Below are 26,811 nucleotides of genomic sequence, written 5' to 3'. Positions count from 1 at the left end.
CTCGTCCCGAAGGTCCGCACTCTCGTCGGGAAGGCCGGAGGCGTGGGGCGGCGGCGGACGGTCGGCCACACCACCGCCGGCCAGGACCCGGCACCGCACCGCACCGCACCGCACCCACGACGGCTGCCTGCTCCGCCGGGACGGCGAGGCGGGTCGCGGGCCGGACCGGGCGGACCACGCCCGGACGGCGGACCGGCCCGGCACCGGCGTGGTTGCCGTCGGCCACTCGGTGGACGGCACCGGAGGACCGCCCTCCGGCCGCACGGGACGCGATACGGACAAGCGCGGGCAGAACCGCCCCCGTCCGCGCGCCTACGCCCTCGTCAGGGACAGCAGTCGGCGGGCCGGACCGGTGGGACGGTGGCCGGTGGGCCAGACCGCTCGCAGGTCGCGGGCCAGGACGACGTCCGCCACCGGGACGCGTACCAGGCGCCGGGTGGTCAGTTCCTCGCCGACGGCCAGTTCGCTGAGGACGGAGGGCCCGGCGCCGCCCACCGCGGCCGCCTTCACCGCCGTGGTCGAGGACAGCTCGATCAGGGGGCGGGCCAGACCGCCCAGCGCCGCGTCCAGGACCTGCCGGGTGCCCGAGCCCTCCTCGCGCAGGATCAGCGGGGTCGCCGCCAGTTCCGCCGCCGCCAGCGGGTGCCTGCGGCGGGCCCAGGGGTGGCCCGGCGCGGTGACGACGATGAGCCGGTCGTGGCCGATGACCGCGGAGTCGAGGCCGGTCGGCACGCTCACCCCCTCGACGAAGCCGAGGTCGGCGTCGTCGGCCAGCAGGCGTTCCGCGACCGCCGCCGAGTTGCCCGCGAGCAGTGACACCGCGGTGTCCGGCAACTGGGCGCGCAGCGCGACCAGCCAGCCCGGCAACAGGTACTCGGCGATCGTCATGCTCGCGGCGACCCGGAGTCGCGAGTCCCGCCGGTCCCGCAGCGCCTGCGCACCCGCGTCGAACGCCTCGGCGGCCTCCACGATCCGCCGCGCCCAGTCCGTGACCAGTGCGCCCGCGTCGGTGAGCCGGGAGCCGCGCGGCGAGCGGTCCACCAGGGCGACGCCGAGCTGCCGTTCCATCGAGCGGATGCGGCTGCTGGCGGCCGGCTGGGTGATGCCCAGTTCACGCGCCGCACCGCCGAGGCTGCCCAGACGCGCCACCGCCAGCAGCAGCTCCATCGCCCCGAGGTCGGGCACCCGGTGCGCCAGCGAGCCCGTCACGGACCGTCCCCGGTCGTCGTGCGCGCCCTGCGTGCCCCCCACACCGCCGCCCACACCGCCGTCCGAGCCGCTCTCCGCCCCGCTCCCCGCGCTTCTGCTCATAACCCCAGCTTATGCCCTGATAGGTATGTGGTCCCTGGTCAGGGATTTCCCCGGCCGGGACCGTGGAGTCATGGTCACCGCAGCCCCGCCCCGCTCACCTTCCCCTGCCCCCGCGTCCCCCACCGTCGGCCCGGCCGTCCGGCGGGTACCGGCCGTCCGCCATCTCGGACCCAACTGGTACGCCTGCGTCATGGGGACCGCCATCGTCGGCACGGCGGGTGCCACGCTGCCCGGGCACGTGCCGGGTCTGCGCGCCGTCTGCACCGGGGTCTGGGCCCTGTCCCTGGTCCTGCTGGCGGTCCTGCTGGCCGCCCGCTCCCTGCACTGGCTGCACCACCGCGACCAGGCCCGCGCCCATCTCCTCGACCCGGCCGCGGCCCCGTTCTACGGCTGTCTGTCGATGGCCCTGCTGGCGGTCGGCGGCGGTGCCCTGACTCTCGGCCGGGACTGGATCGGCACCCCGGCCGCGGTCGCCGTGGACACCGTGCTGTTCACCGCCGGCACCGTGATCGGGCTCGCTGCGGCGGTCGCCGTGCCGTACCTGATGGCCGTACGCCACCGCATCGAGCCCGGCTCGGCCGGCCCGGTCTGGCTGCTGCCGCTCGTCGCGCCGATGGTGTCCGCGGCCGTCGGCCCGCTGCTGGTGCCGCACCTGCCGCCGGGACAGCCACGCGAGACGCTGCTGCTCGCCTGTGTCGCGATGTTCGGGATGAGTCTGTTCGCGACCCTCGTGACGCTGCCGGTGATCTTCGGCCGGCTGCTCACCGGGGGACCGCTGCCGCTCGCGCTCACCCCGTCGCTCTTCCTCGTCCTGGGGCCGCTCGGGCAGTCGACGACCGCCGTGGGGAAGTTCGCGGACGTGGCGCCGGGCATCGTGCCGGGGCCGTACGCCGAGGGCTTCGCGGTCTTCGCCGTGCTGTACGGGGTGCCCGTCATGGGCTTCGCGCTGATGTGGCTGGCCCTCGCCGCCGCCCACGTCGTCCGGGCCCGCCGGGCGGGCATGGGCTTCTCGATGACGTGGTGGTCGTTCACCTTCCCGGTGGGCACCTGTGTCACCGGCGCCGGGGCGCTGGCCCGCGAGACCGGGCTCGTCGCCTACGACGGGCTCACCGTCGCCCTGTACGTCCTCCTCGTCGCCGCCTGGGCCGTGGCCGCCGTGCGGACCGCGCGGGGCCTGCTCAGCGGTGCGCTGCTCGCAGAGCCGCGGCCAGCACCCGGGGCGCCACGGCCAGTGACGGCCCGTACCACGTGAGGTATCGCCCGTCGACGAGGGCGCAGGACAGGCCGGGGAAGGCCTCGGGGCCGTCGTCGGCGGTGAAGCGGTACGGCTCGTCCGGCAGGACCACGACGTCCGGGCGGGCCGCCCTCAGCTCGTCCACCGGGATCCTCGGGTAGCGCTCGGGGTGCGTTGCGTACAGGTGGTCGACGCCGAGGCGGGCCAGGACGTCGCCCGCGAAGGTGTCCCGGCCCAGCACCATCCAGGGCCTGCGCCAGACCGGCACGACGGCCGTGGCACGCCGCTCCAAGACGGGCGGGCCGGTCCAGGCGACCTCCGCCTCGTCCAGCCAGCGGGGCCGGGAGGGCGCACCGCAGGCGGTGAGCGTCCGGTCCAGCTCGGTGAAGGCCTGCGGGACGGTGCGCACCTCGGTCACCAGCACCTCGGCGCCCGCCGCGCGCAGGGCGTCGAGGTCGGGGGCGCGGTTCTCCTCCTCGTTGGCGATCACCAGGTCGGGGGCCAGGGAGAGGATCCGGTCGGTCTTCGGGTTCTTGGTGCCGCCCACGCGTACGACGTCGAGACCGGCCGGGTGGGTGCACCAGTCGGTCGCGCCGACCAGGGCGCCCGGCACCGTACGGGCCACCGCCTCGGTCAGCGACGGCACCAGCGAGACCACCCTCACCGGGGCGCCCTCACCGGCGGGGTCCTTCCCGGACCGCCTCGATGTGCTCGGCGACGGCGACGACGATCAGCCGGGTGTCGGGCACCGTGGCCCGCCAGCGGTGCCGCACCCCGCCGGTGAGGTACAGGGTGTCGCCCCGTCCGAGCCGGTAGGCGCGGCCCTCGGCCTCGATCTCCACGGCGCCCTCGGTGACGTACATCAACTGGTCGTTGCGGTACTGCAGTTCCCGGCCGGCGTCGTGGTCGCCGGTGAACTCGGAGGCGTGCATCTGGTGGTGCCCGCGCACCAGCGAGCGCACCTTGGGCGCCAAATCGGGGTCGTGGTCCTCGGCGCGGACCACGTCCACGCTGCACGCGGGGTCGGCGGCGGCGAGCAGTTCCACGGCGGTGGTGCGCAGGGCGTCGGCCACCTTCTCCAGGGAGCTCTGGCTGGGCCGCGCCCGGTCGTTCTCGATCTGGCTCAGGAAGGGCACGGACAGGCCGCTGCGCTCGGCCACCACGGCGAGGGTGAGTTCGAGGTCGCGGCGCCGCCGCCGTACGGCCGCGCCCACCCGGAGGTGCTGATCTTTGTGGTCGCCCATCGCTCCGGCTCCCTCCTTCACCCGTCGTCGTACCGTCACCGCGTCCCGTGCGGGGCGCCTTCCTCCTGATGAGTTCTCTGCACCCTACGCATGTTCGGCAAACCGTTTCATGCGGCCGTCACATCGATGTCACGGTGCGGTGGCCGCGACCTCACAGTTCTCGCCATCGACGGGCCGGTCCGCGCGCCGTCGCGCACGCCCTACCCGTTCAAGGCGTGGGCCGCCTTCCATGTTCCCGCCAGCCGCTCGCACTCCGGCCGAGGGCTGCTCAGGCCGGGGGTTGGCGCTCCGTGGTTGGCCGAATTCCTACCGTGTCCGGGCCGGGAACGACCCGAGGGGCGGGTCCGGCGGCGTCTCGGGGAGATGCCGCCGGACCCGCCCCTCGGGGTGACCGTCGCGGAGTGTGCGCTACTGCGGGGTCATCCGGCCGACCATGTCCGGGTGCTCCTTCAGCCAGGCGGCGACTGCTTCCTCCTCCTGGCCCTGGCCGCGGTCCTTGATCTCGGCCTCCAGGCTGCCCAGCTCGTCCTCGCTCATCTTGAAGTTCTTGATCCACTTCGTGAGCTGCGGGTACTGCTCGGGGAACTTCTTGCTGGAGATGGTGCGGATCGTGTTGCCCTCGCCGAAGGCCTTCTTCGGGTCCTTCAGCTTGGTCAGCTCGTAGTCGCTGTAGGCCCAGTGCGGCGACCACAGGGTGACCGCGACCGGCTCCTTCTTGGCGAGGGCGCGCTTGAGCTCGGCCAGCATGGCGGGCGTGGAGCCGTCGACGACCTTGTACTCGTCCTCGAGGCCGTAGCCCGGCAGGACCTCGTTCTTCAGCAGCTGCATCTCACCGGTGCCGGGCTCGATGCCGATGATCCTCCCGTCGAAGAGGTCGCTCTTGCCCTTGAGGTCCGCGAGGGACTTGACGTCCTTCACGTACGAGGGGACGGCGATCTCCAGGGAGGTCGGCTCGTACCAGGTGCCGAGGTCGACGAGGTTGTCCTTGTGCTTGTTCCAGTAGTTGCTCTGGGCGTAGGGCAGCCAGGCGTCGAAGTTGAGGTCGATGCCGCCGGAGGCCAGGCCGGTGTAGACCGGGCCGACGTCCATCTGCTTCAGGTTCATCTTGTAGCCGCGGCGCTCGAGGACGTTCTTCCACAGGTAGGTGACGGCGACGTCCTCCTCCCACGGGAACCAGGCCACGTCGAGGGCGCGCTCGGCCTCGGCGGGGGTGCCGCCGGAGGCGTTCTCGACCGGGGCGAGCTTGTCGACGACGCCCGGGTTGGCCTTGAGCCAGGTGCGGACGGCCTCCTGCTGCTGCCCCTTGCCGGCCTTGTTGATCTCGGCCTCGAGGCTGGTGAGCTGCTTCTCCGTCATGGAGAAGTCCTTGAGCCACTGGGTGACGACGGGGTTGTCGTCCGAGAAGCCCTTGCGGGACAGCGTGTGCACGCCATCGCCCTTGCCCCAGGCGCCCTTGGGGTCCTTCAGCTTCTTCAGGTCGTAGTCGTTGTACGCCCAGTGCGGGGACCACAGCGTGGTGACGATCGGTTCCTGCTTGCTGTAGGCCCGCTTCAGCTCGGCCAGCATCGCCGGCGTGGAGCTGTCGACGACCTTGTATTCCTTGTCGAGGCCGTACTCCTTGAGCACCTTGGTCTTGAGCAGGTTCATCTCACCGGCGCTGGGCTCGATGCCGGTGATCTTGCCGCCGAAGAGGTCGGCCTTGCCCTTGAGGTCCTCGAGGGAGTTGATGTCCTTCATGTACGCCGGGACGGTCAGCTCCAGCGAGGTCTCGTCGTACCAGGAGCCGAGGTCCTCGAGCTGCTTGCCGTACTTCTTCCAGTACTGCTCGTGGGTCGTCGGCAGCCAGGAGTCGGTCTGGAAGTCGATGTTGCCCTGGGCGAGCGCGGTGTAGAGCGGGCCGGCCTCGAACTGCTTGGCCTCGACCTCGAAGCCGCGCTGTTCGAGGACCTCCTTCCACAGGAACGTGGAGGCGACGCCCTCGTCCCAGGGGATGTAGCCGATGGAGACCTTCTTGCCGTCGCCGACGTTCTTGCCGCCGCCGGCCGTGTCGGCGTCGTCGGAGCTGCCGCCGAACATGCCCATGCCGCCGGCCACCAGGCCGAGGATGACGATGCCGATCACGGCGACCTGCGGCTGGGGGCGGTAGGACCAGATCTTCAGGCCCTTGGCGGCGCGCGCCTTGGCGGCGGCGCGGCGGCCCAGCGGGGAGACGTGGGTGCCGAGCGCGCTGGTCATGCGGTCGAGGTAGATCGCCAGGATCACGATGGCGAGACCGGCCTCGGCACCGAGGCCGACGTTGAGCTGGCCGATGGACTCCATGACGTCGCCGCCGAGGCCGCCGGTGCCGACCATGCCGGCGATCGCGGCCATGGACAGGCCGAGCATGATGACCTGGTTGACGCCCGCCATCACCGTGGGCAGCGCCAGCGGGAGCTGGACGCGCAGCAGGGTGTTGCGCGGCGTGGTACCGAACGCCTCGGCGGCCTCGACCAGTTCCTTGTCGACCTGGCGGATGCCGAGCTCGGTCATGCGGACGCCGGGGGCGAGCGCGAAGATCAGCGTCGCCACGATGCCCGGGGCGGAACCGGTCCCGAAGAACAGGATCGCGGGGATCAGGTAGATCATCGCAGGCAGCGTCTGCATGAAGTCCAGGACCGGGCGCACGAACGCGCTCACCCGGTCCGAGCGTGCCGCCCATATGCCCACCGGCACCGCGACGACCAGGGCGATGATCGTGGCGACCAGCAGGAGCGCCAGGGTGACCATCGCGTTCTCCCACAGTTCGAGGGAGTCGATGAAGGCGAACCCGGCGAAGGAGAGGATGCCCGCGAAGGTGCCGCGCAGCCAGAAGGCGATCACGGCGAAGATGCCGGCGAGCAGCAGCGGCTCGGGGGCCTGGAGGACGGCGTTGATGCCGTCGTAGGCGCCGGTGAAGATGTCCTTGAGGAAGGTGAAGAGCCAGGAGACGTTGTCGAGCAGCCAGTCGACGCTGCTGTTGACCCAGTCGCCGAGGGGGATCCTAGGCACGGCTGATCACCTTCTTGCCGCCCTTGTCCCGCGGGGACTGGCAGACGCCGGGTTCGACGTCCTCGTCGCCGAGGAAGCCGATGAGGCGCTGGGCCGGGACGACGCCGACGAGCCGGCGCTCGCCGTCGAGCACCGCCACCGCGTGGGGCACGCGGGCGCTGATGGCGCACAGCTCCGAGAACGGCGTGTCGGGCGTGGCGGTCTCGCAGTCGCAGTCGGCCTCGTCGCCGCGCACGTCGGTCTCCATGACGGCGCCGGCGGTCAGCACGCGGGAGCGGTCGACGTCCTTGGTGAAGGAGGCGACGTAGTCGTTGGCGGGACGTATCAGGATGTCCTGCGCGGTGCCTATCTGCACGATCCGGCCGTCCCGCATGACGGCGATGCGGTCGCCCAGGCGCATGGCCTCGTTGAGGTCGTGGGTGATGAAGACGATGGTCTTCTTCAGGGTCTTCTGCAGGTCGAGCAGCTGGTCCTGCATGTCGCGGCGGATCAGCGGGTCGAGGGCACTGAAGGACTCGTCCATCAGCAGCAGGTCGGCGTCGGTGGCGAGCGCGCGGGCCAGGCCGACGCGCTGCTGCATGCCGCCGGACAGCTCGTCCGGCCAGGACTTCTCCCAGCCGGCCAGGCCGCACAGGGCGAGCGCCTCGTCGGCGCGGCGTTCGCGCTCGGCGCGGGGCACGCCCTGCACTTCAAGACCGTAGGCAGCGTTGTCACGGACGCTGCGGTGAGGGAAGAGCGCGAAGTGCTGGAAGACCATGCTGATCTTCATGGAACGGACCATGCGCAGCTCGCGGTCGCTGAGCTCGGTGAGGTCCTGGCCCCCGAAGCGGACGTGCCCGGCGGTCGGCTCCGACAGACCGTTGAGCATGCGCAGCAGCGTGGACTTGCCTGATCCGGACAGTCCCATGACCACGAAGATCTCACCGGGCTCCACGGTGAAGGAGGCGTCGATGACGGCGGCGGTGGTGCCGTCGGCGCGCAGTTCCTCGCGGATGTCCTTCTGGTCCTCCCGGACCTCTCCCTGGTCCTTGCGGACGTCCCCCTGGCGCAGTCGTTCGACCGCCTGGTCCGGTTTCCTGCCGAAGACCTTGTACAGGTTCTCGGCCTCTAGTCTGGCTGACACGCTTACCTCTTGGGTCGGGGGCAGGGGCAGGGCCCAAAGCTCCCCTGACAGTTGAATGCATCAACCAGCTTCGGCCCGGCTGCGCGCCTGCCCCGATGCTTATACGCCAAACATTCAAGTGAGCCAGTTCACACGTCCTCCCTCGTCCGCGCACACGACCTGCGGCATGATTGCGAGGCGTGACCGGACGACTGATGCTTCTCGACACCGCTTCCCTCTACTTCCGCGCCTACTTCGGTGTACCGGACTCGGTGAAGGCACCCGACGGCACGCCGGTGAACGCCGTGCGCGGCCTGCTGGACTTCATCGATCGCCTGGTGAAGGACCACCGCCCCGACCACCTGGTGGCCTGCATGGACGCCGACTGGCGCCCGCACTGGCGGGTGGAGCTGATCCCCTCCTACAAGGCGCACCGGGTGGCCGAGGAGCGCCCGGCGGGCCCCGACGAGGAGGAGGTGCCCGACACGCTGTCCCCGCAGGTGCCGGTCATCGAGGCCGTACTCGACGCGCTGGGCATCGCCCGCGTGGGCGTGCCCGGGTACGAGGCGGACGACGTCATCGGCACCTACACCGCGCGGGCCGCCGGGCCGGTCGACATCGTCACCGGCGACCGGGACCTCTACCAGCTCGTCGACGACGCCCGCGGGGTGCGCGTGCTCTACCCGGTCAAGGGCGTCGGCACGCTCAACCTCGTCGACGAGGCCGCGCTGCGCGAGAAGTACGGCGTCGACGGGAGCGGCTACGCCGATCTGGCGCTGCTGCGGGGCGACCCCAGCGACGGCCTGCCGGGCGTGCCCGGCATCGGCGAGAAGACGGCCGCCAAGCTGCTCGCCGAGTTCGGTGACCTGGCCGGGATCCGGGCCGCCGTCGACGACCCGAAGGCGAAGCTCACGCCCTCGCAGCGCAAGCGGCTCACCGAGGCCGGACCGTATCTCGCGGTCGCCCCGAAGGTCGTACGGGTGGCGGGCGACGTCCCGCTGCCGGACACCGGCACCGCGCTGCCCCGCGGCCCGCGCGACCCCGGGGCGCTGGACGCGCTGGCCGCCCGCTGGGGGCTCGGCGGATCACTGCAACGGCTGCTGACCACGCTCACCGTCTGAACCGTGCGGCGTGGGCACCCGTTCCTCGAGCGTCGCGCAGGACCGGGATGCTAGCTTAGGCATACCTAACTCGGGGAATCGCACGCAGGGAACAGGGAGGCCGTCATGGCAGACCGTCCGGCACGCAAGCCGCGCAAGCCGCACACCGCGCAGGTCGTCCGCACCGAGCGGCTGACCCCGCACATGCAGCGTGTGGTGCTCGGCGGCGAGGGACTGGCCGCGTTCTCGGCGGACACCTGCACCGACCACTACGTGAAGCTGCTCTTCCCCTCCGGGGGCGCGACCTACCCGGAGCCCTTCGACATGGAGCGGATCCGCGAGGACTTTCCCCGCGAGCAGTGGCCGGTGACCCGGACGTACACCGTCCGCCACTGGGACGCCGAGCACCGGGAGATGACGCTGGACTTCGTCGTCCACGGCGACGAGGGGCTCGCCGGGCCCTGGTCGAAGCGGGTGCGGCCGGGCGAGACGATCCACTTCATGGGCCCCGGCGGCGCCTACGCCCCCGACCCCGCCGCCGACTGGCACCTGCTCGCCGGTGACGAGAGCGCGCTGCCCGCGATCGCCCGCTCCCTGGAGGCGCTGCCCGACGGCGCCCGCGCGTTCGCCTTCGTCGAGGTCGACGGGCCCGAGGAGGAGCAGAAGATCGACTCCGACGTGGAGGTCGTCTGGCTGCACCGCGCGGGACGCCCGGTCGGGCAGGCCCTGGTCGAGGCCGTGCGCGCGCTGGAGTTCCCCGAGGGCAGGCTGCACGCGTTCGTCCACGGCGAGGCGGCCTGCGTGAAGGAACTGCGCCGGTACCTGCGCGTGGAGCGCGAGATCCCCCGCGAGGACCTGTCGATCTCCGGCTACTGGCGGCTCGGTCACAACGAGGACGGCTGGCAGGCCTCCAAGCGCGAGTGGAACGCCCGCGTCGAGGCCGAGCAGGAGGGCCCCACGGCGGCGTAACGCCCCCCGGTCCGGCCCGCGACGGCGGGCACCCGTCAGTCTCCGCGCACGCGCGCGTGCAGGTGCATGTCGTGCCAGCCGTCCGGGTGGAGCAGGGCGCTGCGCTTGGTGCCCTCCAGGGCGAAGCCGGACTTCTGCGCCACGCGGCACGAGGCCGCGTTGGCCACCGCGTGGGAGAGCTCCAGGCGCTGGAAGCCGATCTCGTCCAGGGCCCAGCGGGCTAGGGTGCCCGTGGCCCGCGCGGCGACGCCTCGGCCGCGGGCGCCCGCCGTCGTCCAGTAGGCGACCTCCGCCACCCCGTCGCCGAGCAGCACCTGCCGCAGGGCGACCCGGCCGAGCAGCCGGTCGTCGGCCGCGTCGGCGACCGCCCACTGGACGTTGCGCTCCCGCTCCCACGCCTGCTGCCACTCGGCGATCCAGCCCCGCACCTCCTCCTCGGAGTCGGCGGCCCGGGCGTGCCACTGGTGCATCACCGGGTCCTGGAAGGCCGCGTGCACGGCGGGGGCGTCCTCGGTGCGCCACGGGCGCAGCAGCAGCCCGTCGCCGGAGGGGAGGGTGGGTTGCGGGGTGCGGGAAAGGGTGCCGGCGGCGAGGACCGGGCGGGTCAGATAGGGCATGGGCGGCATCCTGCCAACGGCGGCGGCCGGCGGCCCAGCGGTTTTCCGGGCCCGCCCGGACGACTCGGCCCCCCGCCGCGGGGCGCCGCCTCGTACGCTGGCAGGTGATGAGACGCCGTACGCCTCCCCCGCCCTCGCCCCTGCCGCAGCGCGACGGCATCGACGCGGTGCGGGTGCGGCTGCCCGCCGACGGGCCGTGGTCCACGGTGCGCGAGCATCTGAGGGAGCGGCTGTCGGGCGCGGGCCCCGGTGTGGTGGACGGCATGTTCGACGCCGGGTCGTTCGTCGGGGCCGACGGGCGCCCCGTGGCGGGCGACGCGCCGTACGAGCCGGGCATGTCCGTGTGGTTCCACCGCGAGCTGCCCGCCGAGGTGCCGGTGCCCTTCCCGCTGGAGGTCGTGTACCGCGACGAGCACATCGTCGTCGTGGACAAGCCGCACTTCCTGGCCACCACCCCGCGCGGCGGCCACGTCACCCAGACCGCGCTGGCACGGCTGCGCCAGGAACTGGACGTCCCGGCACTGGGCGCCGCGCACCGGCTCGACCGGCTCACGGCGGGGCTGGTCCTGTTCACCGTGCGCCCGGAGGAACGCGGCGCGTACCAGCGGCTGTTCGCCGACCGGCGGGTGGGCAAGGAGTACGAGGCGGTCGCGCCGTACGACCCCTCGCTCGCGCTGCCCCGGACGGTGCGCAGCCGGATCCTCAAGGAGCGCGGGGTGCTCGCCGCCCGTGAGGTGGACGGCGAGCCGAACGCGGTGACCCGTGTCGAGCTGATCGCCCGCAGGCCGGACCGCGGACTCGGCCGGTACCGGCTGGTCCCCCGCACCGGCCAGACCCATCAGCTGCGCGTGCACATGAGCGCGCTCGGCGTGCCGATCCTCGGCGACCCCCTGTATCCCGAGGTGGCCGCCCCCGTGCCGGCCGGTGACTTCCGGCGCCCGCTGCAACTGCTCGCGCGGGAGCTGGCGTTCACCGACCCGGTCACGGGGCGCGAGCACCGTTTCCGCACCGGCCGGTCGCTCGGCGCCTGGTCGGCGTACGAGGACTGGGCGGCGTAGCGGACCGGTCCGGCCGTCAGTAGCCGCGCCACCAGCGCAGCAACCGCTGCCAGGCACCGCGGGGCCGGCCGGTCTCCGGGGCCGGCGCCTGCTGGGGCGCGGCGGCCGCCACCGACACGGGCTGCGGCGGGTGGGACGGCGGTTGCGGCTGGGTCCGCTGTTCCGGCTTCGGCATGCCGACGTGCCACGGGGCGCGCCGCTCGGGGGCGGGGGCGTGGCTGGGCTGCTGCCTGATGTCCTGCTGTGCCCGGGGCTCGAACCGCACCGGCAGTTCCACCAGGTGCCGCGACGCGATGGACGACCGCCACCGCAGTTCGTCCTCGTCGCAGTCGAGCTGGATGTCGGGCAGCCGCATCAGCAGCGCGTCGATGCCGGCGTCGGCGATGGCGCGGCCGATGTCCTGCCCGGGGCATTCGTGCGGGCCGCCGCCGAAGGCGAGGTGGGCGCGGTTGCCCATCATGTCCGCGCTCAGGTCCGGGCGGATGCGCGGATCGACGTTGCCCGGCGCGATGCCGAGCAGCAGGCCGTCGCCGGCGCGGATGCGCTGGCCGCCGAGTTCCGTCTCCTGCTTGGCGAAGTAGGCGAAGACGGTGCTGAACGGCGGCTCGTCCCACAGGGACTGCTCGACCGCCTGGGGCACCGTCATCTGGCCGCCGCTGAGCTGGGCGCGGAAGCCCGGGTCGGTGAGGACGACGCGCATCACGTTGGCGATCAGGTTGACGGTCGCCTCGTAGGCGGCCAGCAGGACCACCCGCAGGTGTTCGCGGACCTCGTCGTCGCTGAGTCCCGCCGGGTGGGTGACGAGACGTCCGGCGATGTCGTCGGCCGGGTCGGCGCGGCGGGCGGCGGTGAGCCGTCCCAGTGCCTCCATGACGTAGGCGTGGCTGGCGATCGCCGTGTCGGTGCCCTTGAGGGTGTCGCGGGCCGCCTCCACCAGCCGGTCGTTGTACTCCTCGGGCATGCCGAGCAGATGGCACATCACGCCCATCGGCAGGTGCTCGGCGAACTGGCTGACGAGGTCGGCGCGGCCCTCCTCGCTGAACCGGTTGACGACGCGCTGGGTGTAGCGCTTGATGTGCCGGCGCAGCTCCCGGAAGTCGAGGTCGGACATGGCGCTGGTGACCGCGCCGCGCAGCCGTTTGTGCTCGTCGCCCTCGGCGTGGGAGCAGATGGGCTGCCAGGCGATGTGCGGCATCAGCGGGTGGTCCGGCTTGACCGTGCCCTCGTTGAGCGGGGTCCAGATCCGGCTGTCGCGGCAGAACTGGGAGGGGGTGCTGACCATGTGCAGGTTCTCGGCGTGCCCGAGGACCACCCACATGGGTACGTCGTCGTGGAGCAGTGCGGGCGCCACCGGCCCGTGCCGCTCGCGCAGCTTCTCGTAGAGCTCCTCCAGGTCGTCCGCCTCGTGCAGCCGGTGCAGTCCGCCCGGCCCGAGGCCGTGCGCGGGGCAGCCGGGGGGTGGTTCGAGCAGGGGTTCGCCCGTTCCGGTCGGGGAGTGGCGTTCAGGCGTCACAGTGTCGCTCCGCAACAAAAGGGGTGGGTCACGTCTAAGGGCTGTCGGTGGGGCGCGCGGTCAGGTCAGCGCGCCCTTCATGGCGAGGGCGTGCAGGAAGCGCATCAGGGTCATCAGGACGTCCCGGCTGGAGGCCCGGCGCCGCACGTCGCAGTCGAGGATGGGGATCTCCTCGGGCAGGTCGAGCGCGGTGCGCAGTTCCGCGACGGGGTACCGAGGCGCGTCGGGGAAGGTGTTGACGGCGACCACGAAGGGCACACCGCGTTCCTCCAGGCGCCCCATGACGTCGAAGCTGACCTCCAGGCGGCGGGTGTCGACCAGGACGACGGCACCGAGGGCGCCCTCGAACAGGCCGTTCCACAGGAACCAGAAGCGTTCCTGGCCGGGCGTGCCGAAGAGGTAGAGCACCAGTTCGTCGGTGATGGTGATGCGGCCGAAGTCCATGGCGACGGTGGTGGCCGTCTTGGAGGCGGAGCCGTAGTTGTCGTCGACGCCGATGCCGGCCTGGGTCATGGTCTCCTCGGTGGTCAGCGGTCTGATCTCGCTGACCGAGCCGACCATGGTGGTCTTGCCGACCCCGAAGCCGCCCACGATGACGATCTTCACGGCGGCCTCGGCGGTGTGCGGCAGCCGGTCCTCGGTCCGTGGGCCCGGGATGGTGTCAGAGTTTTTGAAGTCCATGCATCACCGCTTCGAGGAGGTTTCGGTCGGCGACCTTCTGGCGGACGATCGGGGCGCGGGCCTGCACCAGTTCCTTCGCCAGCAGGTCGGTGAGCAGCACGGTCACCACGCTGAACGGCAGGCTCAGGTAGGCGGACAGCTCGGCCACGGACAGGGGCGCGGCGCACAGCCGCAGCAGGGCCGCCTCTTCCGGGGTGGCGGACACCGGGGGGTCGGCGCGGGCCACGATCAGGGTGACGAGGTCGATGTCGGCGCGTTCGCCGCCGCCCTCGCCGCCGATGACGAAGAGCCGCTCGGGGTTGGGAAGCTCGCCTTCCTTGGCGGGTGCGCGGGGCGGGGCCGGCGCGGCGGGCCGGTCCGGCCCGGGAGATCGCCTCTGGCGCCTGGGAGGAGTCATACGGTCTGCCCGTTGCGCCGTGCCGGACTGGTGAGGTGGGGCCCGATCCGGGCGACCAGGTCGGCCATGCTCAGGCCCATCCGGCCGGGTTCGCAGCGGACGTCGGAGAGCACGGCGAGATAGGCGTTGGGTCCGGCGGCCATCAGGTAGAAGTAGCCGCCGTTCATCTCGATGAGCACCATCTTCATGTCGCCGTCGCTGGTGGGGATCTCCTGGCTGACGGCGCTCGCCAGGCTCTGCAGGCCGGCGCAGGCGGCGGCGACGCGGTCGGCGGCGTCCGGGTCCCCGGAGTAGCGGGCGATGCGCAGGCCGTCGGCGGAGAGCACCACGATCATCTCGATGCCCGGGACGCCGTCGTAGAGGTCCCGGAGCATCCAGTCGAACTTGCCTTGCTGCTCGATCACTTGAGGTTCCCCTCGTCGTCTGCCGGGGCGTGGGCCGGCTCGCTGCTGCTGGACTGCTGGTGGGCCTGCGTGCTGCCCGGGTGCTGCTTGAGTCCCTCCCAGAAGGCGCCGATGAAGTGGCCCGGCGGGAGGCCGCCCTGGTCCTTGTCCCGGTCGGGCTCCGGCTCCGCGGGCGCCGGGATGCCGTTGCGGGCGCGCTCGGCGGCCTGGCGGGCCTCGCGTTCGGCGTCCTCCCGCTCCCAGGCGGCCTGCTCGGCGAGGCGCTGACTGAGCGGCATCTTGACCCGGCTGCGGCGCTGCGGGAGGCCGCCCGCCGTCCACTCGGTCACCTCGGGAACGTCGTCCTCCAGGGAGACCGTGGCGGGAATCCGGGGGCTGGTGGGGCGGCGCTTCTTGGGCTTGCGCTGCGGTCCGGGCAGGGCGTCGGGGCCCGGGGTGGGGATCGAGGTGGCGCCGATGCCGTGGGCGAGGCCGACGCCGGGCTCGGTGGTCATCATCTTGCTGGGCACGATGAGGATGGCGCGGACCCCGCCGTACGCGGAGGCGCGCAGCGAGACGTCCATGCCGAACTGCGTGCACAGCCGGCCGACCACGGACAGACCGAGGCGCGGGTGCTGGGCGAGGTCCTGCACGTCGGTGCCGCGCTTGGCCTGTTCGAGCAGGCCCTCGATGCGGGCGCGGGACTCCTCGCTGAGGCTGACGCCGGCGTCCTCGATCTCGATGCACACCCCGCTCTGCACCTCGGTCGCGGTGACGTGCACCTTGGCGGCGGGCGGCGAGTAGCGGGTGGCGTTGTCGAGGAGTTCGGCCGCGGCGTGGATGACCGGTTCGACGGCGGTGCCCTTGATGTTGACCTTGGCGATGGAGGCCAGGTTGATCCGGCGGTACTCGAGGATCCGGGACATGGCGCCGCGCAGCACGCTGTAGAGGGCGACCGGCTGGGGCCACTGGCGCCCGGGCCGGCCGCCGCCGATCACGGAGATGGAGTCGGCGAGGCGGCCGATCAGCGAGGTGCCGTGGTCGATGCGCAGGAGGTCGTCGAAGACCTCGGGGTTGCGCCCGTGGTCCTCCTCCATCTCGCGGAGTTCCTTGTTCTGCTGGTGGACGATCGCCTGGACGCGGCGGGCGATGTCGACGAAGGAGCGCTCGGCGGACTCGCGCATGGAGTCCTCGTGGTCGACGATCTCGCAGACCATGCGGATCAGCTTGCGCTGGGGCTCGCCGAGTTCGGGGTAGGAGGGGTCCACCTCGCCGAGGCGGTTCATCACCTCGCGGGGCGTGGCGCCCCGGCGCATGAAGTGCAGGACGCTCGGGATGACTTCGGCGCCGAGCCGGACCATCTCCTCGTGGTGGCTCGCGGCCCGGTGCTCCAGATACGCGGTGTGACGGGCGTACTCGGCGCGCTGGGTCCGCAGCATGCGGCCGCGGCGTACGGCTTCGGCGGCCGCGGTGAGCACCAGGAGGGTGGCGACGGCACCGCACAGGCCGACGGCGAGCCGGGCCGGTTCCGTCACGAGGGCGACGGCGGCCCCGGTGGCCGCGGCCATCAGTATGGCCGGCAGCAACAGCGTTCGCGCGTAGGGAAGTTCACGGCGACCTGGAGGGGAATCAACACTCACCATGTAGGCCCTCTGAAAACGAATCGGCGGGGATGGGGAAGCTTTCGGCTGGGTATGCCTGGGAGTTGTCGGGATCTTCGGCGCATTGGGAACAAGCGCGCGATTACACCTCAACTCGGTGCGCTGCGGGCGAGCTTAGTCCGGGGGGATCATCGTCGTGTCATATTCGGCAAGCACCTGAAACAGGCTCGGGGACTGGAGTATGGTCGAGCCCATTTGCACGCCGGGGAGTCGTTCGAACACATGGAGTAATGCCTTCAGGGTGTACGAATATCACTCACCGTGATGAGGGAAAGCGATGCCGAAGCGGCCCGGAACGCGCGCAGGCCCGGCGGGGATTCCCGCCGGGCCTGTGGGGTGTCGGTGCCGGGTGTCAGCCCACGGACGAGTAGGCGACCACCCCGCGCAGCAGTTCGTCGACCGCCTTGCGCGCGTTCTTCGGGACGGTGGAGCCGGCGCCCGGCGCGGCGGCCGCGATCTGGCCGAGGACGTCGATGACCTGCTTGCACCAGCGCACGAAGTCGCCGGCCGGCATCTCCGCCTCGCGCAGCACCTCGTCGAGTCCCTTGCCGGACGCCCACATGTACGCCGCCCAGGCGAAGCCGAGGTCGGGCTCACGCTGGCCCACGCCTTCGGTCTGGCTGATCCGGAAGTCCTCCTCCAGGGCGTCCAGCCGGCCCCAGATGCGGACCGTCTCACCGAGCGCGGCCTTGGCCTTGCCCGAGGGCACCTTCGGGGCCATGGCGTCGTCGGCGGCCCGGGACTCGTAGACCAGCGCCGAGACGCAGGCGGCCAGCTCCGCCGGGGACAGTCCCTCCCAGACGCCCTCGCGCAGGCACTCGCTGGCGAGCAGGTCCAGCTCGCCGTAGAGCCGCGCCAGGCGCTTGCCGTGCTCGGTGACCTCGTCGCCGCGCAGGTAGTCCAGCTCCGTCAGCAGGGCGACGATCCGGTCGAAGGTGCGGGCGATGGTGTTGGTCCGGCCCTCGATCCGGCGCTCCAGCTGCGAGGTGTCGCGCAGCAGCCGGTGGTAGCGCTCGGCCCAGCGGGCGTGGTCCTCGCGGTCGTCGCAGCCGTGGCAGGGGTGGGCGCGGATCGCCTTGCGCAGCCGGGCGATCTCCCGGTCGTCGGCCGCCTGGGAGCGCTTCTTGCGGGCCCGCTCCGGCGGGATGTGCCCGGCCTTGGTGCGCAGTGCGGAGGCCAGGTCGCGGCGGGACTGCGGCGAGCGCGCGTTGAAGGACTTCGGGATCCGCATCCGGTCCAGCGCCTCGACGGGCACCGGAAAGTCGATCGACGCCAGCCGCTTGACCTGCCGCTCGGCGGTCAGCACCAGCGGGCGGGGCCCGTCGTGGTGGTCGAAGCCGCGGTGGCCGTTGGACCGCCCGGCGGGCAGCCCCGGGTCGAGGACCAGGGCGAGGCCCGCGTACTTGCCGGTGGGCACGTGGATGACGTCGCCCGGCTTCAGCTTCTCCAGCGCCACGGCGGCCTCGGCACGCCGCTGGTTGGCGCCCTGCCGGGCCAGCTCCTGCTCGCGGTCCTTCAGCTCGCGGCGCAGCCGGGCGTACGCGTCGAAGTCGCCGAGGTGGCAGGTCATGGACGCCTGGTAGCCCTCCAGCCCCTCCTCGTTGCGCTGCACCTGCCGGGAGATGCCGACGACCGACTTGTCCGCCTGGAACTGCGCGAAGGACGTCTCGAGCAGCTCCCGCGAGCGGTGCCGGCCGAACTGCTCGACCAGGTTCACCGCCATGTTGTACGACGGCCTGAAGCTGGAACGCAGCGGATACGTGCGGGTGCCGGCCAGTCCGGCGAGGTGCTCCGGGTTCATGCCGCGCTGCCACAGCACCACGGCGTGGCCCTCGACGTCGATGCCGCGTCGGCCGGCCCGGCCGGTGAGCTGGGTGAACTCGCCGGGAGTGATGTCGGCGTGCTGCTCGCCGTTCCACTTGACAAGCTTCTCGAGGACGACCGAGCGGGCAGGCATGTTGATGCCGAGGGCGAGGGTCTCGGTGGCGAAGACGGCCTTCACCAGACCCCGCACGAACAGCTCCTCGACGACCTCCTTGAAGGTGGGCAGCATGCCCGCGTGGTGGGCGGCGATGCCGCGCTCCAGGCCCTCCAGCCACTCGTAGTAGCCCAGGACGTGCAGGTCCTCGCGCGGGATGGAGGCGGTGCGCTCCTCGACCAGGGTCCGGACCCGCTCCCGCGCGCCCTCGTCGTTCAGCCTGAGGCCGGCGTACAGGCACTGCTGGACGGCGGCCTCGCAGCCGGCCCGGCTGAAGATGAAGGTGATCGCGGGCAGCAGGCCCTCGGAGTCCAGCCGCTCGATGACCTCGGGCCGGCTCGGCGTCCACACCCGCGAGCGCTGTCTGCGCTCCCGCTCCCGGTCGGCCTCCTTCATGGCGCGCCCGCGCCTGCGGTCCTGGTACGACGGACGGCTCGCCTCCAGGCGGGCCATACGCGTCAGGTCCGGGTTGACGGCCTTCTTGTGGCCCTCGGCCTCCTCGAACAGGTCGTACATCCGGCGGCCGGCCAGCACGTGCTGGAAGAGCGGCACGGGCCGGTGCTCGGAGACGATCACCTGGGTGTCGCCGCGCACGGTGTCGAGCCAGTCGCCGAACTCCTCGGCGTTCGACACGGTCGCCGACAGGGACACCAGGGTCACGGACTCGGGCAGGTGAATGATCACCTCCTCCCACACGGCGCCGCGGAAGCGGTCGGAGAGGTAGTGCACCTCGTCCATGACCACGTAACCGAGGCCGAGGAGGGTCTGCGAGCCCGCGTACAGCATGTTCCGCAGGACCTCGGTGGTCATCACGACCACCGGGGCGTCGGAGTTCACGCTGTTGTCGCCGGTGAGCAGGCCCACCCGGTCCGTGCCGTAGCGGCGGCACAGGTCGGCGTACTTCTGGTTCGACAGCGCCTTGATGGGCGTCGTGTAGAAGCACTTCCTGCCCTGCTCGAGGGCGAGGTGGACGGCGAACTCGCCGACGATCGTCTTGCCGGAGCCGGTGGGCGCGGCCACCAGCACGCCCTTGCCCGCCTCGAGCGCCTGACACGCCTCGATCTGGAAGGGGTCGAGGCCGAAGTCGTACATCTCGCGGAAGGTGGCGAGCGCGGTGGCCTGCTCGGCAGCGCGCTGACGGGCTGCCGCGTACCGCTCGGCCGGTGAGAGATCCTCTGTCATCGTGCTTTCGAGCGTACCGGGCCGCACTGACAACAGGACGATCATTATCCGGATCGGCCGTGTGGGGGTTCCGTGGGGGCGGCGACGCCTGCGGTCACCGCCCCTGCGTCCCTCAGGTCACGTCGTCGTACCCGTTGACCCGGTCCGTCGTCGCCTGCTCGGGCAGGGCGCGGGCGGTGGTCACGGCCTCGACCTCGCCGATGGCCTCGGGCGTGAGGTCCAGCTCGGACGCCTCGTCGTCGTCGGGCTCCAGGGCCTCGCGGCGGGCCTTGCGGCGGTCGTTCAGCAGGGAGAAGGTGACCGCGGCGAAGTACAGGACCCAGATCGGGCCGGCCAGCAGGATCATCGTCAGGGGGTCGGTGCTGGGCGTGGCGATGGCCGCGAACAGGGTGATCCCCATGATCATCGCGCGCCACCAGCCGAGCATCCGCTTGCCGCTCAGCACTCCGGTGAGGTTGAGCATCACCAGCAGCAGGGGCAGCTCGAAGGAGAGACCGAAGACGATCACCATGCGCGTGACGAGGTCGAGCAGCTCGTCCAGCGGCAGCAGGTTGTCGACGTTGCTCGGCGTGAACTCGATCAGCACCTTCGCCGAGGTGGGAAGCACCGCGTAGGCGAAGTAGGCGCCGACGAGGAACAGCGGGGCACCGGTGGCGACGAACGCGTAGGCGTACTTCTTCTCCTTGCGGTGCAGGCCCGGGGCGACGAACGCCCACAGCTGGTAGAGCCAGACCGGGGAGGCCAGCACGACACCGGCCGTCAGGGACACCTTCAGAGCCAGGGTGAAGGGGCCGAGCAGACCGTTGAGCGTGATCTGCGCGCACGGCTTCGAGCCGGCCTCCGACTGGGCCAGCTCCGCGAACGTCTTCTCACAGCCGATCGACTCGAGGATCGGTTCCGTGAGGACGTTGATGATCTCCTCGTAGAAGAAGGCGGCGACGACGGTGATGACCACGATCGCCAGCAGCGCCTTCGCGAGCCGGTTGCGGAGCTCACGAAGGTGCTCCGCGAGCGGCATCCGCCCCTCGGGATCCTTCTCCTTGTTGCGGGCAGACTTCAGCAACCCACATTCCCATCTCGTGCGGCGGGCCGGAGGTCACCGGCCCTGCGTCAGCGCTTGGTCGTGTCCGTCGGCTCGGTGACCGGCCGGGAGCTGGTCACGTCGCCGGGGGCGGCCTGGATGGTGCGCTGCGCCGCGGACTGCTCGGGGTTCGGCGGGTCGGCCGGAGCGGAGTCGTCGGACTTGGCCTCGCTCTTCATCGCCTTGGCCTCGCTCTTGAGGATGCGCGCCGACTTGCCGAGCGACCGCGCCATGTCCGGAAGCTTCTTCGCGCCGAACAGCAGGATGATGACGACGAGGATGAGAATGATCTCGGGGGCGCCGAGCCTTCCGAACATAAGTCTTTACCTTCTCACCGAGGCGGCTGGGTGGGGGTGCTGTCCGACCGGCCGGACATACGTCCGATCGATCGTCTTGTGCAGCGATCGTAACGCTCAGGGGTAAACGTGAGGCAATCCCCGTGCGTACTCCCGTCCGCGACCGGGCCTCGTTTTCCTGGCCGCGACCAGCAGCGTACCGTCCGGGACCCGTGAGGTGACAGGGCGAAGTGTCCCAAAACATAGCTCACACCCGCCTATGGGGTCACCGGCGCCTTCCCGCGGAGGACTTCAGGGGTTCACAGGGCGTCCACCGCACGGGCGGCGCTCTCGCTCGCCCGCTCCAGCTCCTCCGCGGCGCGGCTGATCCGGTGGGCGGAGTCCGTCACCTGCCGGCCGAGGCGCTGCGCCTCCACGAACACCTTCACGGCGAACACCGCGAGGACGGCGAGACCCAGGAAACCCACGGCAACCGCGAACATCGGCCAGAACATGAGGTCGAGACTAGACGGTGGAGTGCAGCCGCAGGGTCCTGACCCCGCCGCCGGTGAGCAGCTCCACCACCCGCTCCCCCGCCGGCTTGCGCACGGCCGACCCGCACTCCGGGCAGGTGAACGAATAGAAGGTGGTCCGGCTCGTGGCGCCGATGGCCAGGCGCAGGGCGCTCGCGGCGAGTTCGAAACGGCCCCGGCAGTCCGGGCAGCCCGCCTTGAACACGACCGGTGACACGCGTCTCATGCCGGCGAACGCGGCCGCCGCCGTCATGCCCGGCGCGGACGGACCGGTGAACCCGGCCGGCCCCAGGGGGTCGCTCACAGTGCTCGCTCCTGCCTGTCGTGCCGCCCGTCGACCGCCTCCGCGCGAGGGCGTCCGCCGGCCCCGGCGACCGTCCCGTCCCCGCCGTGCGCGCCGGCCGCCTCCATCCCGTCGTACGCGGCCAGCCCCTCCCGGGCGGCCTGCCGGGCGCTGTCGGCGAGTCCGGCCGGGGAGACGATCCGGCCGTCGCGCCCCAGCCGCAGCGCCAGGCGCCGCAGGGAGGCGGGGTCGGGCGTGCGCAGGGTGATGCGCAGTCCGCCGTCGGGCAGTTCGTCCGCGCTGTCGTGCGGGTAGTACTCGGCGACCCAGCGTCCGCCGGGGCCGACCTCCACGACCACCTCGGGATCCTCGGCGGCGGGCTGCACCAGGCCCTCCGACAGGTCCCGCAGCTCCACCTCAGGCGGCGCGGACGGCTCGTCCAGGATGCGGATCTCGGCCACCCGGTCGAGCCGGAAGGTGCGCCGGGCCTCGGAGCGGCGGCACCAGGCCTCCACGTACGTGTGCCCGACGCTGACCAGCCGGATGGGGTCGATCTCCCGCTCGGTGACCTCGTCACGGGCCGGCGAGTAGTAGCGGATCCACAGCCGGCGGCGCTCCGAGATGGCCCGGTCGACGTCGGCGAAGACACCGCCCTCGGACTCGAAGGTGACGGACAGCCGCGAGCTGGCACCCGCCGCCTCACCGGCCGAGGTCTCCACCTTGGCGGTGGCCCGCAGCAGCGCCTGCCGGTCGCTCTCGCGCAGGCCCGGCAGGGTCGCGACGGCCCGCGCGGCGACGAGCAGCGCGGTCGCCTCGTCGGCGGCCAGCCGCAGCGGCTCGGCGGCGTCCGCGCCGAGCGCGGCGGGGTTGTGCCACCAGATGCGCTCGCCGTCGGTGTCGATGTCCAGCAGATCGCCGCCGCGGAAGCTGGTCCCGCACATCGGGAGCACGTCGAGGTCGGAGACCAGCTCGTCCTCGGTGATGCCGAAGGCCCGCGCCACGTCTTCGACGCGGGCGCCGGGGCGCTCGCGCAGATACGTCACCAGGGACAGCATCCGCCGGGTCTGGTCGATGGCGTTCACGGGCCTGACCGGTTTGCCTGCCACAGTGTTGTCCGCTCCCCCTCAGCCCTTGGCCACGGCACGCAGCCGGTCCACCACGTCCGCACGCAACTCCGCGGGCTCCAGCACCACCACGTCCGGCCCGAACTCCACCAGCCAGGCGTCCAGGCCGTGCCCGTACGGAATCTCCAACTCGTCCCAGCCGTCACCGAGTTCCCGCACCCCGGTGGCCTTCGCCCGAAGGGGGTACCCGGCGCCCGTGCGCAGCCGGATCAGCGCGGACCGGTCGGCGGTCTCCCCCGCCCAGCTCGCGACCGTCTCCCGGACCGTGACCACGTCGGGAACCGGTGCGGTGAACCGCGCGCCGCGCGACCGCACCTTCCCGGTGATCCGCGACAGCCGGAACACCCGCTCGGCACCCCGGTCGCGGTCGAAGCCCGCCAGGTACCAGTGGCCCCGCCAGCACTCCAGCGCCCACGGCTCCACGAGCCGGGGCTCGGGCTGGGCGGCGTTCGCCTTGCGGTAGTCGAAGACCACCGGCCGGCGGTCGCGGCAGGCCAGCATCAGCGGCTCGAAGGCGGCCTCGTGCACCGGGATGCGCGGCTCCAGCGCACCGTGCGCCTCGTACGGGTCGACGTCCTCGGGCAGCCCGGCCGCCCGCAGCTTCTGAAGCGCGCCGCTCGCCGCCCCGGCGAGCCGCGCCTGCTGCCACACCTTCGCGGCCAGCCCGAGCGCGGCGGCCTCCTCGGCGTCCAGGGTGATGGCCGGCAGCCGGTTGCTGTCCCGGCGGGCCAGGTAGCCGACCTCGCCGTCGAGGCTCTCCACGGTCTCGATGACCAGTCCGAGTTCGCGCAGATCGTCCTTGTCGCGCTCGAACATGCGGTTGAAGGAGTCGTCGGAGCCCGCCTCGAGATAGGCCTCGACGGACTCGCGCAGCTCGCGCTTGCTGAGTGGCCGCCGTGTCCCGAGCAGACACAGCGCCAGGTTCATCAGCCGCTCGGCCTTGGCAATGGCCATCGACGCCCTTCTCCCTATGGTGCTTACGACGGATGACCGTACCGCCCCGCGGTGGCGCGGCAAAAGCCGAGGGCCCACGCCCGGACAGGCATGGACCCCAGGTGACCGGCTCTGATCGCCGTCCGCTCGGACTTCGGTCAGACTCCGAGCAGATCGACCACGAAGATCAGCGTCGAGCCGGCCGGGATCGCCGGGGTCGGGCTCTGGTCGCCGTAGGCGAGGTGCGCGGGAATGGTCAGCTGGCGGCGGCCGCCGACCTTCATGCCCTGCACGCCCCGGTCCCAGCCCGCGATGACGCGGCCGCCACCGAGCGGGAAGCGGAACGGCGTACCGCGGTTCCAGCTGGCGTCGAACTCCTCGCCCGTGCTGAAGGTCACGCCCACGTAGTGGACGGTCACGGTCTGACCGGCCTCGGCAACCGGGCCGTCGCCCTCCCAGATGTCCTTGATCTCGAGGTCCGCCGGGGGCTCGCCGCCCGGGAAGTCGACCTCGGGCTTGTCGATGCTCACGTGTTCAGCTCCTGCTTGTCTGCGGAAAGGCAACGCCCAAGTCTTACATCCCCGGACGTCACATCTTCGCGAGGATGTCCACGGAGAAGACCAGCGTGGAGTCCTTCTCGATGCCGCTGCCCTCGGGCGGGCTGTCGCCGTAACCCAGGTCCGGCGGGATGACGATGAGGACGCGGCTGCCCACCTTCTTGCCCGTCAGGCCCTGCGCCCAGCCCTTGACGACCTGCTGCAAGGAGAACGACGTCAGCTGCTTCCTGCCGTACGTCGAGTCGAACTCCTTGCCGCCGTCCCACAGCACGCCCTTGTACTGCACGAGCACGCTGTCCTGGGCCCCCACCTCGGCGCCGTCGCCCTCCAGGACGTACTCGGCGGCGAGCTTCTTCGGCGCGTCGGCCTTCGGCACCTCGATGGAGGGCGCCTTGCCGTCGGTGTTGGTGCCGACCTTCGGCAGGGCGGCGTCGTCCTGTGCGACCTTCTTGCCGTCGGCACTGCTCTTCGCGTTGAACGTGTCCTGGACGTCGACCACGAACACCAGCGTGTCGTCGCCCTTGATGCCCGCCTGCTCGCTGCCCTGCTCCCCGTAACCCCACGTCGGCGGCACCGAGAACTGGACCCGGCTGCCGGTCTTCTTGCCGGTGAGCGCGTACCGCCAGCCGTCGATGATGCTGCCCTGCGCGAGCTGGATGACGATGGGCGTCTTGCGGTCGTAGGAGTTGTCGAAGACCTTCGCGCTCTGCCAGATCTGGCCGAGGTAGTTCGCCGAGATGAAGTCGTTCTCCGCGACGGCCTTGCCGCCGCCCGCGACGACCGTCTTCACCGCGAGGTCCTTGGACGGCTCGCCACTGCCCTTCGCCACGGTCGGCTTCTCGTCGAACTTCGTCCCCGCGGTGATCGCCGGCAGCGGACCGTCGACGATCTTCGGCGGCGGTGGTGCCGAGGTGGCCGACGCCTCCGGCGACGCGGGGTCGCTCGCGTTGCTCGATGAGCCTGAGTCGTCGTCACCGCAGGCGGCGAGCGTGACCAGTCCCGCGGGGACGGCGATGAGGAGTGAGCGTCGGCGCACGGTGGGGGCCTCGTATCGGTATCGGGTCGGTCCTGATGGCTGGCGTGCGCGCAACTCTACGGCGTGAGAAGGGCACCGTACGGCTAACGTACGGTGCCCGTGTGGCGTTCCGCCCTTCCGTGCGGAGACGCGTGTCTCACCCGTCCGGTCTCACCGCGTCCGGGTCACATACCGGCGATCAGCTTCTCCACCCGGTCGTCCACCGAACGGAACGGGTCCTTGCACAACACGGTGCGCTGCGCCTGGTCGTTGAGCTTCAGATGGACCCAGTCGACGGTGAAGTCCCGGCGCTGCTCCTGGGCCCGCCGGATGAAGTCGCCGCGCAGCCGGGCCCGAGTGGTCTGCGGCGGGACGGACTTGCCCTCGAAGATCTTCAGGTCGTTGGCGACCCGGGCGGCCTGCCCCTTCCGCTCGAGCAGGTAGTACAGACCACGACGACGGTGGATGTCGTGGTACGCGAGGTCTATCTGCGCGACCCGCGGATGCGACATGGTCATGTTGTGCTTGGCCCGGTACCGCTCCAGCAGCTTGTACTTCATGACCCAGTCGATCTCGGTGTCGATACGGTCGAGGTCCTCGTTCTCGATCGCCTCCAGTGTGCGGCCCCACAGCTCCAGCACCCGCTCCACGGTGCCGGTGCGGATACCGCGGCGGTCGACGAAGTCGACGGCCTTCTCGTAGTACTCCCGCTGCACCTCCAGCGCGGACGCCTCCCGGCCGCTGGCCAGGCGCACCTTGCGCCGCCCGGTGATGTCGTGGCTGACCTCGCGGATCGCCCGGATCGGGTTCTCCAGGGTCAGGTCCCGCATCACCGTGCCCGCCTCGATCATGCGCAGCACCAGGTCGGTCGCGCCGACCTTGAGCAGCATGGTCGTCTCGGACATGTTCGAGTCGCCCACGATGACGTGCAGCCGCCGGTAGCGCTCCGCGTCGGCGTGCGGCTCGTCACGCGTGTTGATGATCGGCCGGGACCGGGTCGTCGCCGAGGAGACGCCCTCCCAGATGTGCTCGGCCCGCTGGCTGACGCAGTACACCGCACCGCGCGGCGTCTGCAGCACCTTGCCGGCACCACAGAGCAACTGCCTCGTCACCAGGAACGGAATGAGGATGTCCGCGAGCCGCGAAAACTCCCCGTGCCGGGCCACGAGATAATTCTCGTGACAACCGTACGAGTTGCCCGCGGAGTCGGTGTTGTTCTTGAAGAGGTAGACGTCGCCCGCGATTCCCTCCTCGTGCAGGCGTCGTTCGGCGTCCACCAGGAGTCCTTCGAGAATGCGCTCGCCCGCCTTGTCGTGGGTGACGAGTTCGGTCACGTTGTCACACTCGGGTGTCGCGTATTCCGGATGTGATCCCACGTCGAGATACAGGCGGGCGCCATTGCGCAGAAAGACGTTGCTGCTGCGGCCCCATGACACGACACGGCGGAAGAGGTACCGCGCCACCTCGTCAGGCGACAGGCGGCGCTGTCCCCTGAACGTGCACGTGACGCCGTACTCGTTCTCCAGCCCGAAAATGCGGCGGTCCATGACTGA

General features: G+C 71.5%; 25 protein-coding genes. 4 read left to right on the top strand and 21 right to left on the bottom strand.

Going from position 1 to position 26,811, the window contains the following annotated elements; genetic code table 11:
- Window positions 1-312: 312 nt before the first annotated feature.
- Entirely contained in the window at window positions 313-1,311 is a 999-nt protein-coding gene (locus OHA99_RS30085) for a LysR family transcriptional regulator (RefSeq protein WP_405698392.1), read from the bottom strand.
- A gap of 70 nt (window positions 1,312-1,381) precedes the next feature.
- On the opposite strand from OHA99_RS30085, the gene OHA99_RS30080 reads away from it, so the two are divergent.
- A complete protein-coding gene (locus OHA99_RS30080; RefSeq protein ID WP_405698391.1) occupies window positions 1,382-2,563 on the top strand; it encodes a TDT family transporter in 1,182 nt (393 codons plus the stop codon).
- On the opposite strand, the gene OHA99_RS30075 is transcribed toward OHA99_RS30080, so the two are convergent.
- The 4 genes from OHA99_RS30075 to OHA99_RS30060 form a co-directional block, all read right to left on the bottom strand.
- Entirely contained in the window at window positions 2,490-3,209 is a 720-nt protein-coding gene (locus tag OHA99_RS30075; protein ID WP_405698390.1) for a helical backbone metal receptor, read from the bottom strand. The two genes, OHA99_RS30080 and OHA99_RS30075, sit on opposite strands and share 74 nt — an antisense overlap.
- 10 nt (window positions 3,210-3,219) lie before the next feature.
- Window positions 3,220-3,789 carry a helix-turn-helix domain-containing protein gene (locus tag OHA99_RS30070; RefSeq protein ID WP_153180659.1) on the bottom strand — a complete coding sequence of 190 codons (570 nt, stop codon included), beginning with the start codon at window positions 3,787-3,789 and terminating at the stop codon, window positions 3,220-3,222.
- A 408-nt stretch (window positions 3,790-4,197) separates the two neighbouring features.
- A complete protein-coding gene (locus tag OHA99_RS30065; protein WP_405698389.1) occupies window positions 4,198-6,816 on the bottom strand; it encodes an ABC transporter permease/substrate binding protein in 2,619 nt (872 codons plus the stop codon).
- Entirely contained in the window at window positions 6,809-7,939 is a 1,131-nt protein-coding gene (locus tag OHA99_RS30060) for a glycine betaine/L-proline ABC transporter ATP-binding protein (RefSeq protein WP_007447805.1), read from the bottom strand. Before OHA99_RS30060 ends, OHA99_RS30065 begins: the two co-directional genes overlap by 8 nt.
- Before the next feature lie 194 nt (window positions 7,940-8,133).
- Here OHA99_RS30060 and OHA99_RS30055 point away from each other — a divergent pair, with 194 nt between their 5' ends.
- Together OHA99_RS30055 and OHA99_RS30050 are read left to right on the top strand one after the other, a co-directional pair.
- A complete protein-coding gene (locus tag OHA99_RS30055; RefSeq protein WP_205616850.1) occupies window positions 8,134-9,039 on the top strand; it encodes a 5'-3' exonuclease in 906 nt (301 codons plus the stop codon).
- A 105-nt stretch (window positions 9,040-9,144) separates the two neighbouring features.
- Window positions 9,145-9,987 carry a siderophore-interacting protein gene (locus OHA99_RS30050; RefSeq protein ID WP_366473213.1) on the top strand — a complete coding sequence of 281 codons (843 nt, stop codon included), beginning with the start codon at window positions 9,145-9,147 and terminating at the stop codon, window positions 9,985-9,987.
- 35 nt (window positions 9,988-10,022) lie between these two features.
- Here the strand turns inward: OHA99_RS30050 and OHA99_RS30045 are convergent, their stop codons facing one another.
- Window positions 10,023-10,604, bottom strand: coding sequence for a GNAT family N-acetyltransferase (locus tag OHA99_RS30045; protein WP_164385366.1), 582 nt, complete (start codon window positions 10,602-10,604; stop codon window positions 10,023-10,025).
- Between the two features lie 107 nt (window positions 10,605-10,711).
- On the opposite strand from OHA99_RS30045, the gene OHA99_RS30040 reads away from it, so the two are divergent.
- Window positions 10,712-11,662, top strand: a complete 951-nt coding sequence (locus OHA99_RS30040; RefSeq protein WP_405698388.1) for an RluA family pseudouridine synthase — start codon at window positions 10,712-10,714, stop codon at window positions 11,660-11,662.
- Between the two features lie 16 nt (window positions 11,663-11,678).
- On the opposite strand, the gene OHA99_RS30035 is transcribed toward OHA99_RS30040, so the two are convergent.
- The 15 genes from OHA99_RS30035 to pafA all read right to left on the bottom strand — a co-directional run bounded on the left by OHA99_RS30035 (window position 11,679) and on the right by pafA (window position 26,805).
- The gene (locus OHA99_RS30035; RefSeq protein ID WP_153180654.1) at window positions 11,679-13,175 is read right to left on the bottom strand and encodes a cytochrome P450; all 1,497 of its coding nucleotides are present in this window, start codon (window positions 13,173-13,175) and stop codon (window positions 11,679-11,681) included.
- Window positions 13,176-13,235: 60 nt separating this feature from the next.
- A complete protein-coding gene (locus OHA99_RS30030; protein WP_054103193.1) occupies window positions 13,236-13,856 on the bottom strand; it encodes an ATP/GTP-binding protein in 621 nt (206 codons plus the stop codon).
- Window positions 13,837-14,253 carry a DUF742 domain-containing protein gene (locus OHA99_RS30025; protein ID WP_153180653.1) on the bottom strand — a complete coding sequence of 139 codons (417 nt, stop codon included), beginning with the start codon at window positions 14,251-14,253 and terminating at the stop codon, window positions 13,837-13,839. Before OHA99_RS30025 ends, OHA99_RS30030 begins: the two co-directional genes overlap by 20 nt.
- Entirely contained in the window at window positions 14,250-14,627 is a 378-nt protein-coding gene (locus OHA99_RS30020; RefSeq protein WP_167308645.1) for a roadblock/LC7 domain-containing protein, read from the bottom strand. The genes OHA99_RS30025 and OHA99_RS30020 overlap by 4 nt, the downstream gene beginning before the upstream one ends.
- 26 nt (window positions 14,628-14,653) lie before the next feature.
- Window positions 14,654-16,279 carry an ATP-binding protein gene (locus tag OHA99_RS30015; protein WP_153180652.1) on the bottom strand — a complete coding sequence of 542 codons (1,626 nt, stop codon included), beginning with the start codon at window positions 16,277-16,279 and terminating at the stop codon, window positions 14,654-14,656.
- A 370-nt stretch (window positions 16,280-16,649) separates the two neighbouring features.
- Window positions 16,650-19,502, bottom strand: a complete 2,853-nt coding sequence (locus OHA99_RS30010) for an RNA helicase (protein WP_153180651.1) — start codon at window positions 19,500-19,502, stop codon at window positions 16,650-16,652.
- Window positions 19,503-19,569: 67 nt separating this feature from the next.
- On the bottom strand, window positions 19,570-20,520 hold the full coding sequence (gene tatC / locus OHA99_RS30005; RefSeq protein WP_153180650.1) for a twin-arginine translocase subunit TatC: 951 nt from the start codon (window positions 20,518-20,520) through the stop codon (window positions 19,570-19,572).
- A 47-nt stretch (window positions 20,521-20,567) separates the two neighbouring features.
- Window positions 20,568-20,855, bottom strand: coding sequence for a Sec-independent protein translocase subunit TatA (gene tatA / locus OHA99_RS30000; RefSeq protein ID WP_007447821.1), 288 nt, complete (start codon window positions 20,853-20,855; stop codon window positions 20,568-20,570).
- Between the two features lie 278 nt (window positions 20,856-21,133).
- Window positions 21,134-21,328 carry a hypothetical protein gene (locus tag OHA99_RS29995; protein ID WP_007447822.1) on the bottom strand — a complete coding sequence of 65 codons (195 nt, stop codon included), beginning with the start codon at window positions 21,326-21,328 and terminating at the stop codon, window positions 21,134-21,136.
- A gap of 10 nt (window positions 21,329-21,338) precedes the next feature.
- Window positions 21,339-21,650: a hypothetical protein gene (locus OHA99_RS29990; protein WP_153180649.1), complete on the bottom strand. Its 312-nt coding sequence runs from the start codon at window positions 21,648-21,650 to the stop codon at window positions 21,339-21,341.
- On the bottom strand, window positions 21,647-22,735 hold the full coding sequence (locus OHA99_RS29985) for a helix-turn-helix transcriptional regulator (RefSeq protein WP_405698387.1): 1,089 nt from the start codon (window positions 22,733-22,735) through the stop codon (window positions 21,647-21,649). Before OHA99_RS29985 ends, OHA99_RS29990 begins: the two co-directional genes overlap by 4 nt.
- An 18-nt stretch (window positions 22,736-22,753) precedes the next feature.
- The gene (locus tag OHA99_RS29980) at window positions 22,754-23,707 is read right to left on the bottom strand and encodes a helix-turn-helix transcriptional regulator (RefSeq protein WP_405698386.1); all 954 of its coding nucleotides are present in this window, start codon (window positions 23,705-23,707) and stop codon (window positions 22,754-22,756) included.
- Between the two features lie 137 nt (window positions 23,708-23,844).
- Window positions 23,845-24,216, bottom strand: a complete 372-nt coding sequence (locus tag OHA99_RS29975) for an FKBP-type peptidyl-prolyl cis-trans isomerase (protein ID WP_007447835.1) — start codon at window positions 24,214-24,216, stop codon at window positions 23,845-23,847.
- 58 nt (window positions 24,217-24,274) lie between these two features.
- Entirely contained in the window at window positions 24,275-25,279 is a 1,005-nt protein-coding gene (locus OHA99_RS29970) for an FKBP-type peptidyl-prolyl cis-trans isomerase (protein WP_153180647.1), read from the bottom strand.
- A gap of 164 nt (window positions 25,280-25,443) precedes the next feature.
- On the bottom strand, window positions 25,444-26,805 hold the full coding sequence (gene pafA / locus OHA99_RS29965; RefSeq protein WP_153180646.1) for a Pup--protein ligase: 1,362 nt from the start codon (window positions 26,803-26,805) through the stop codon (window positions 25,444-25,446).
- Between the last annotated feature and the right edge of the window lie 6 nt (window positions 26,806-26,811).

The sequence above is a fragment of the Streptomyces coelicoflavus genome (assembly GCF_045041415.1).
In the GTDB taxonomy this organism is placed as follows: Bacteria; Actinomycetota; Actinomycetes; order Streptomycetales; family Streptomycetaceae; genus Streptomyces; species Streptomyces coelicoflavus.
This window is presented reverse-complemented; position numbering and strand designations above follow the sequence as displayed.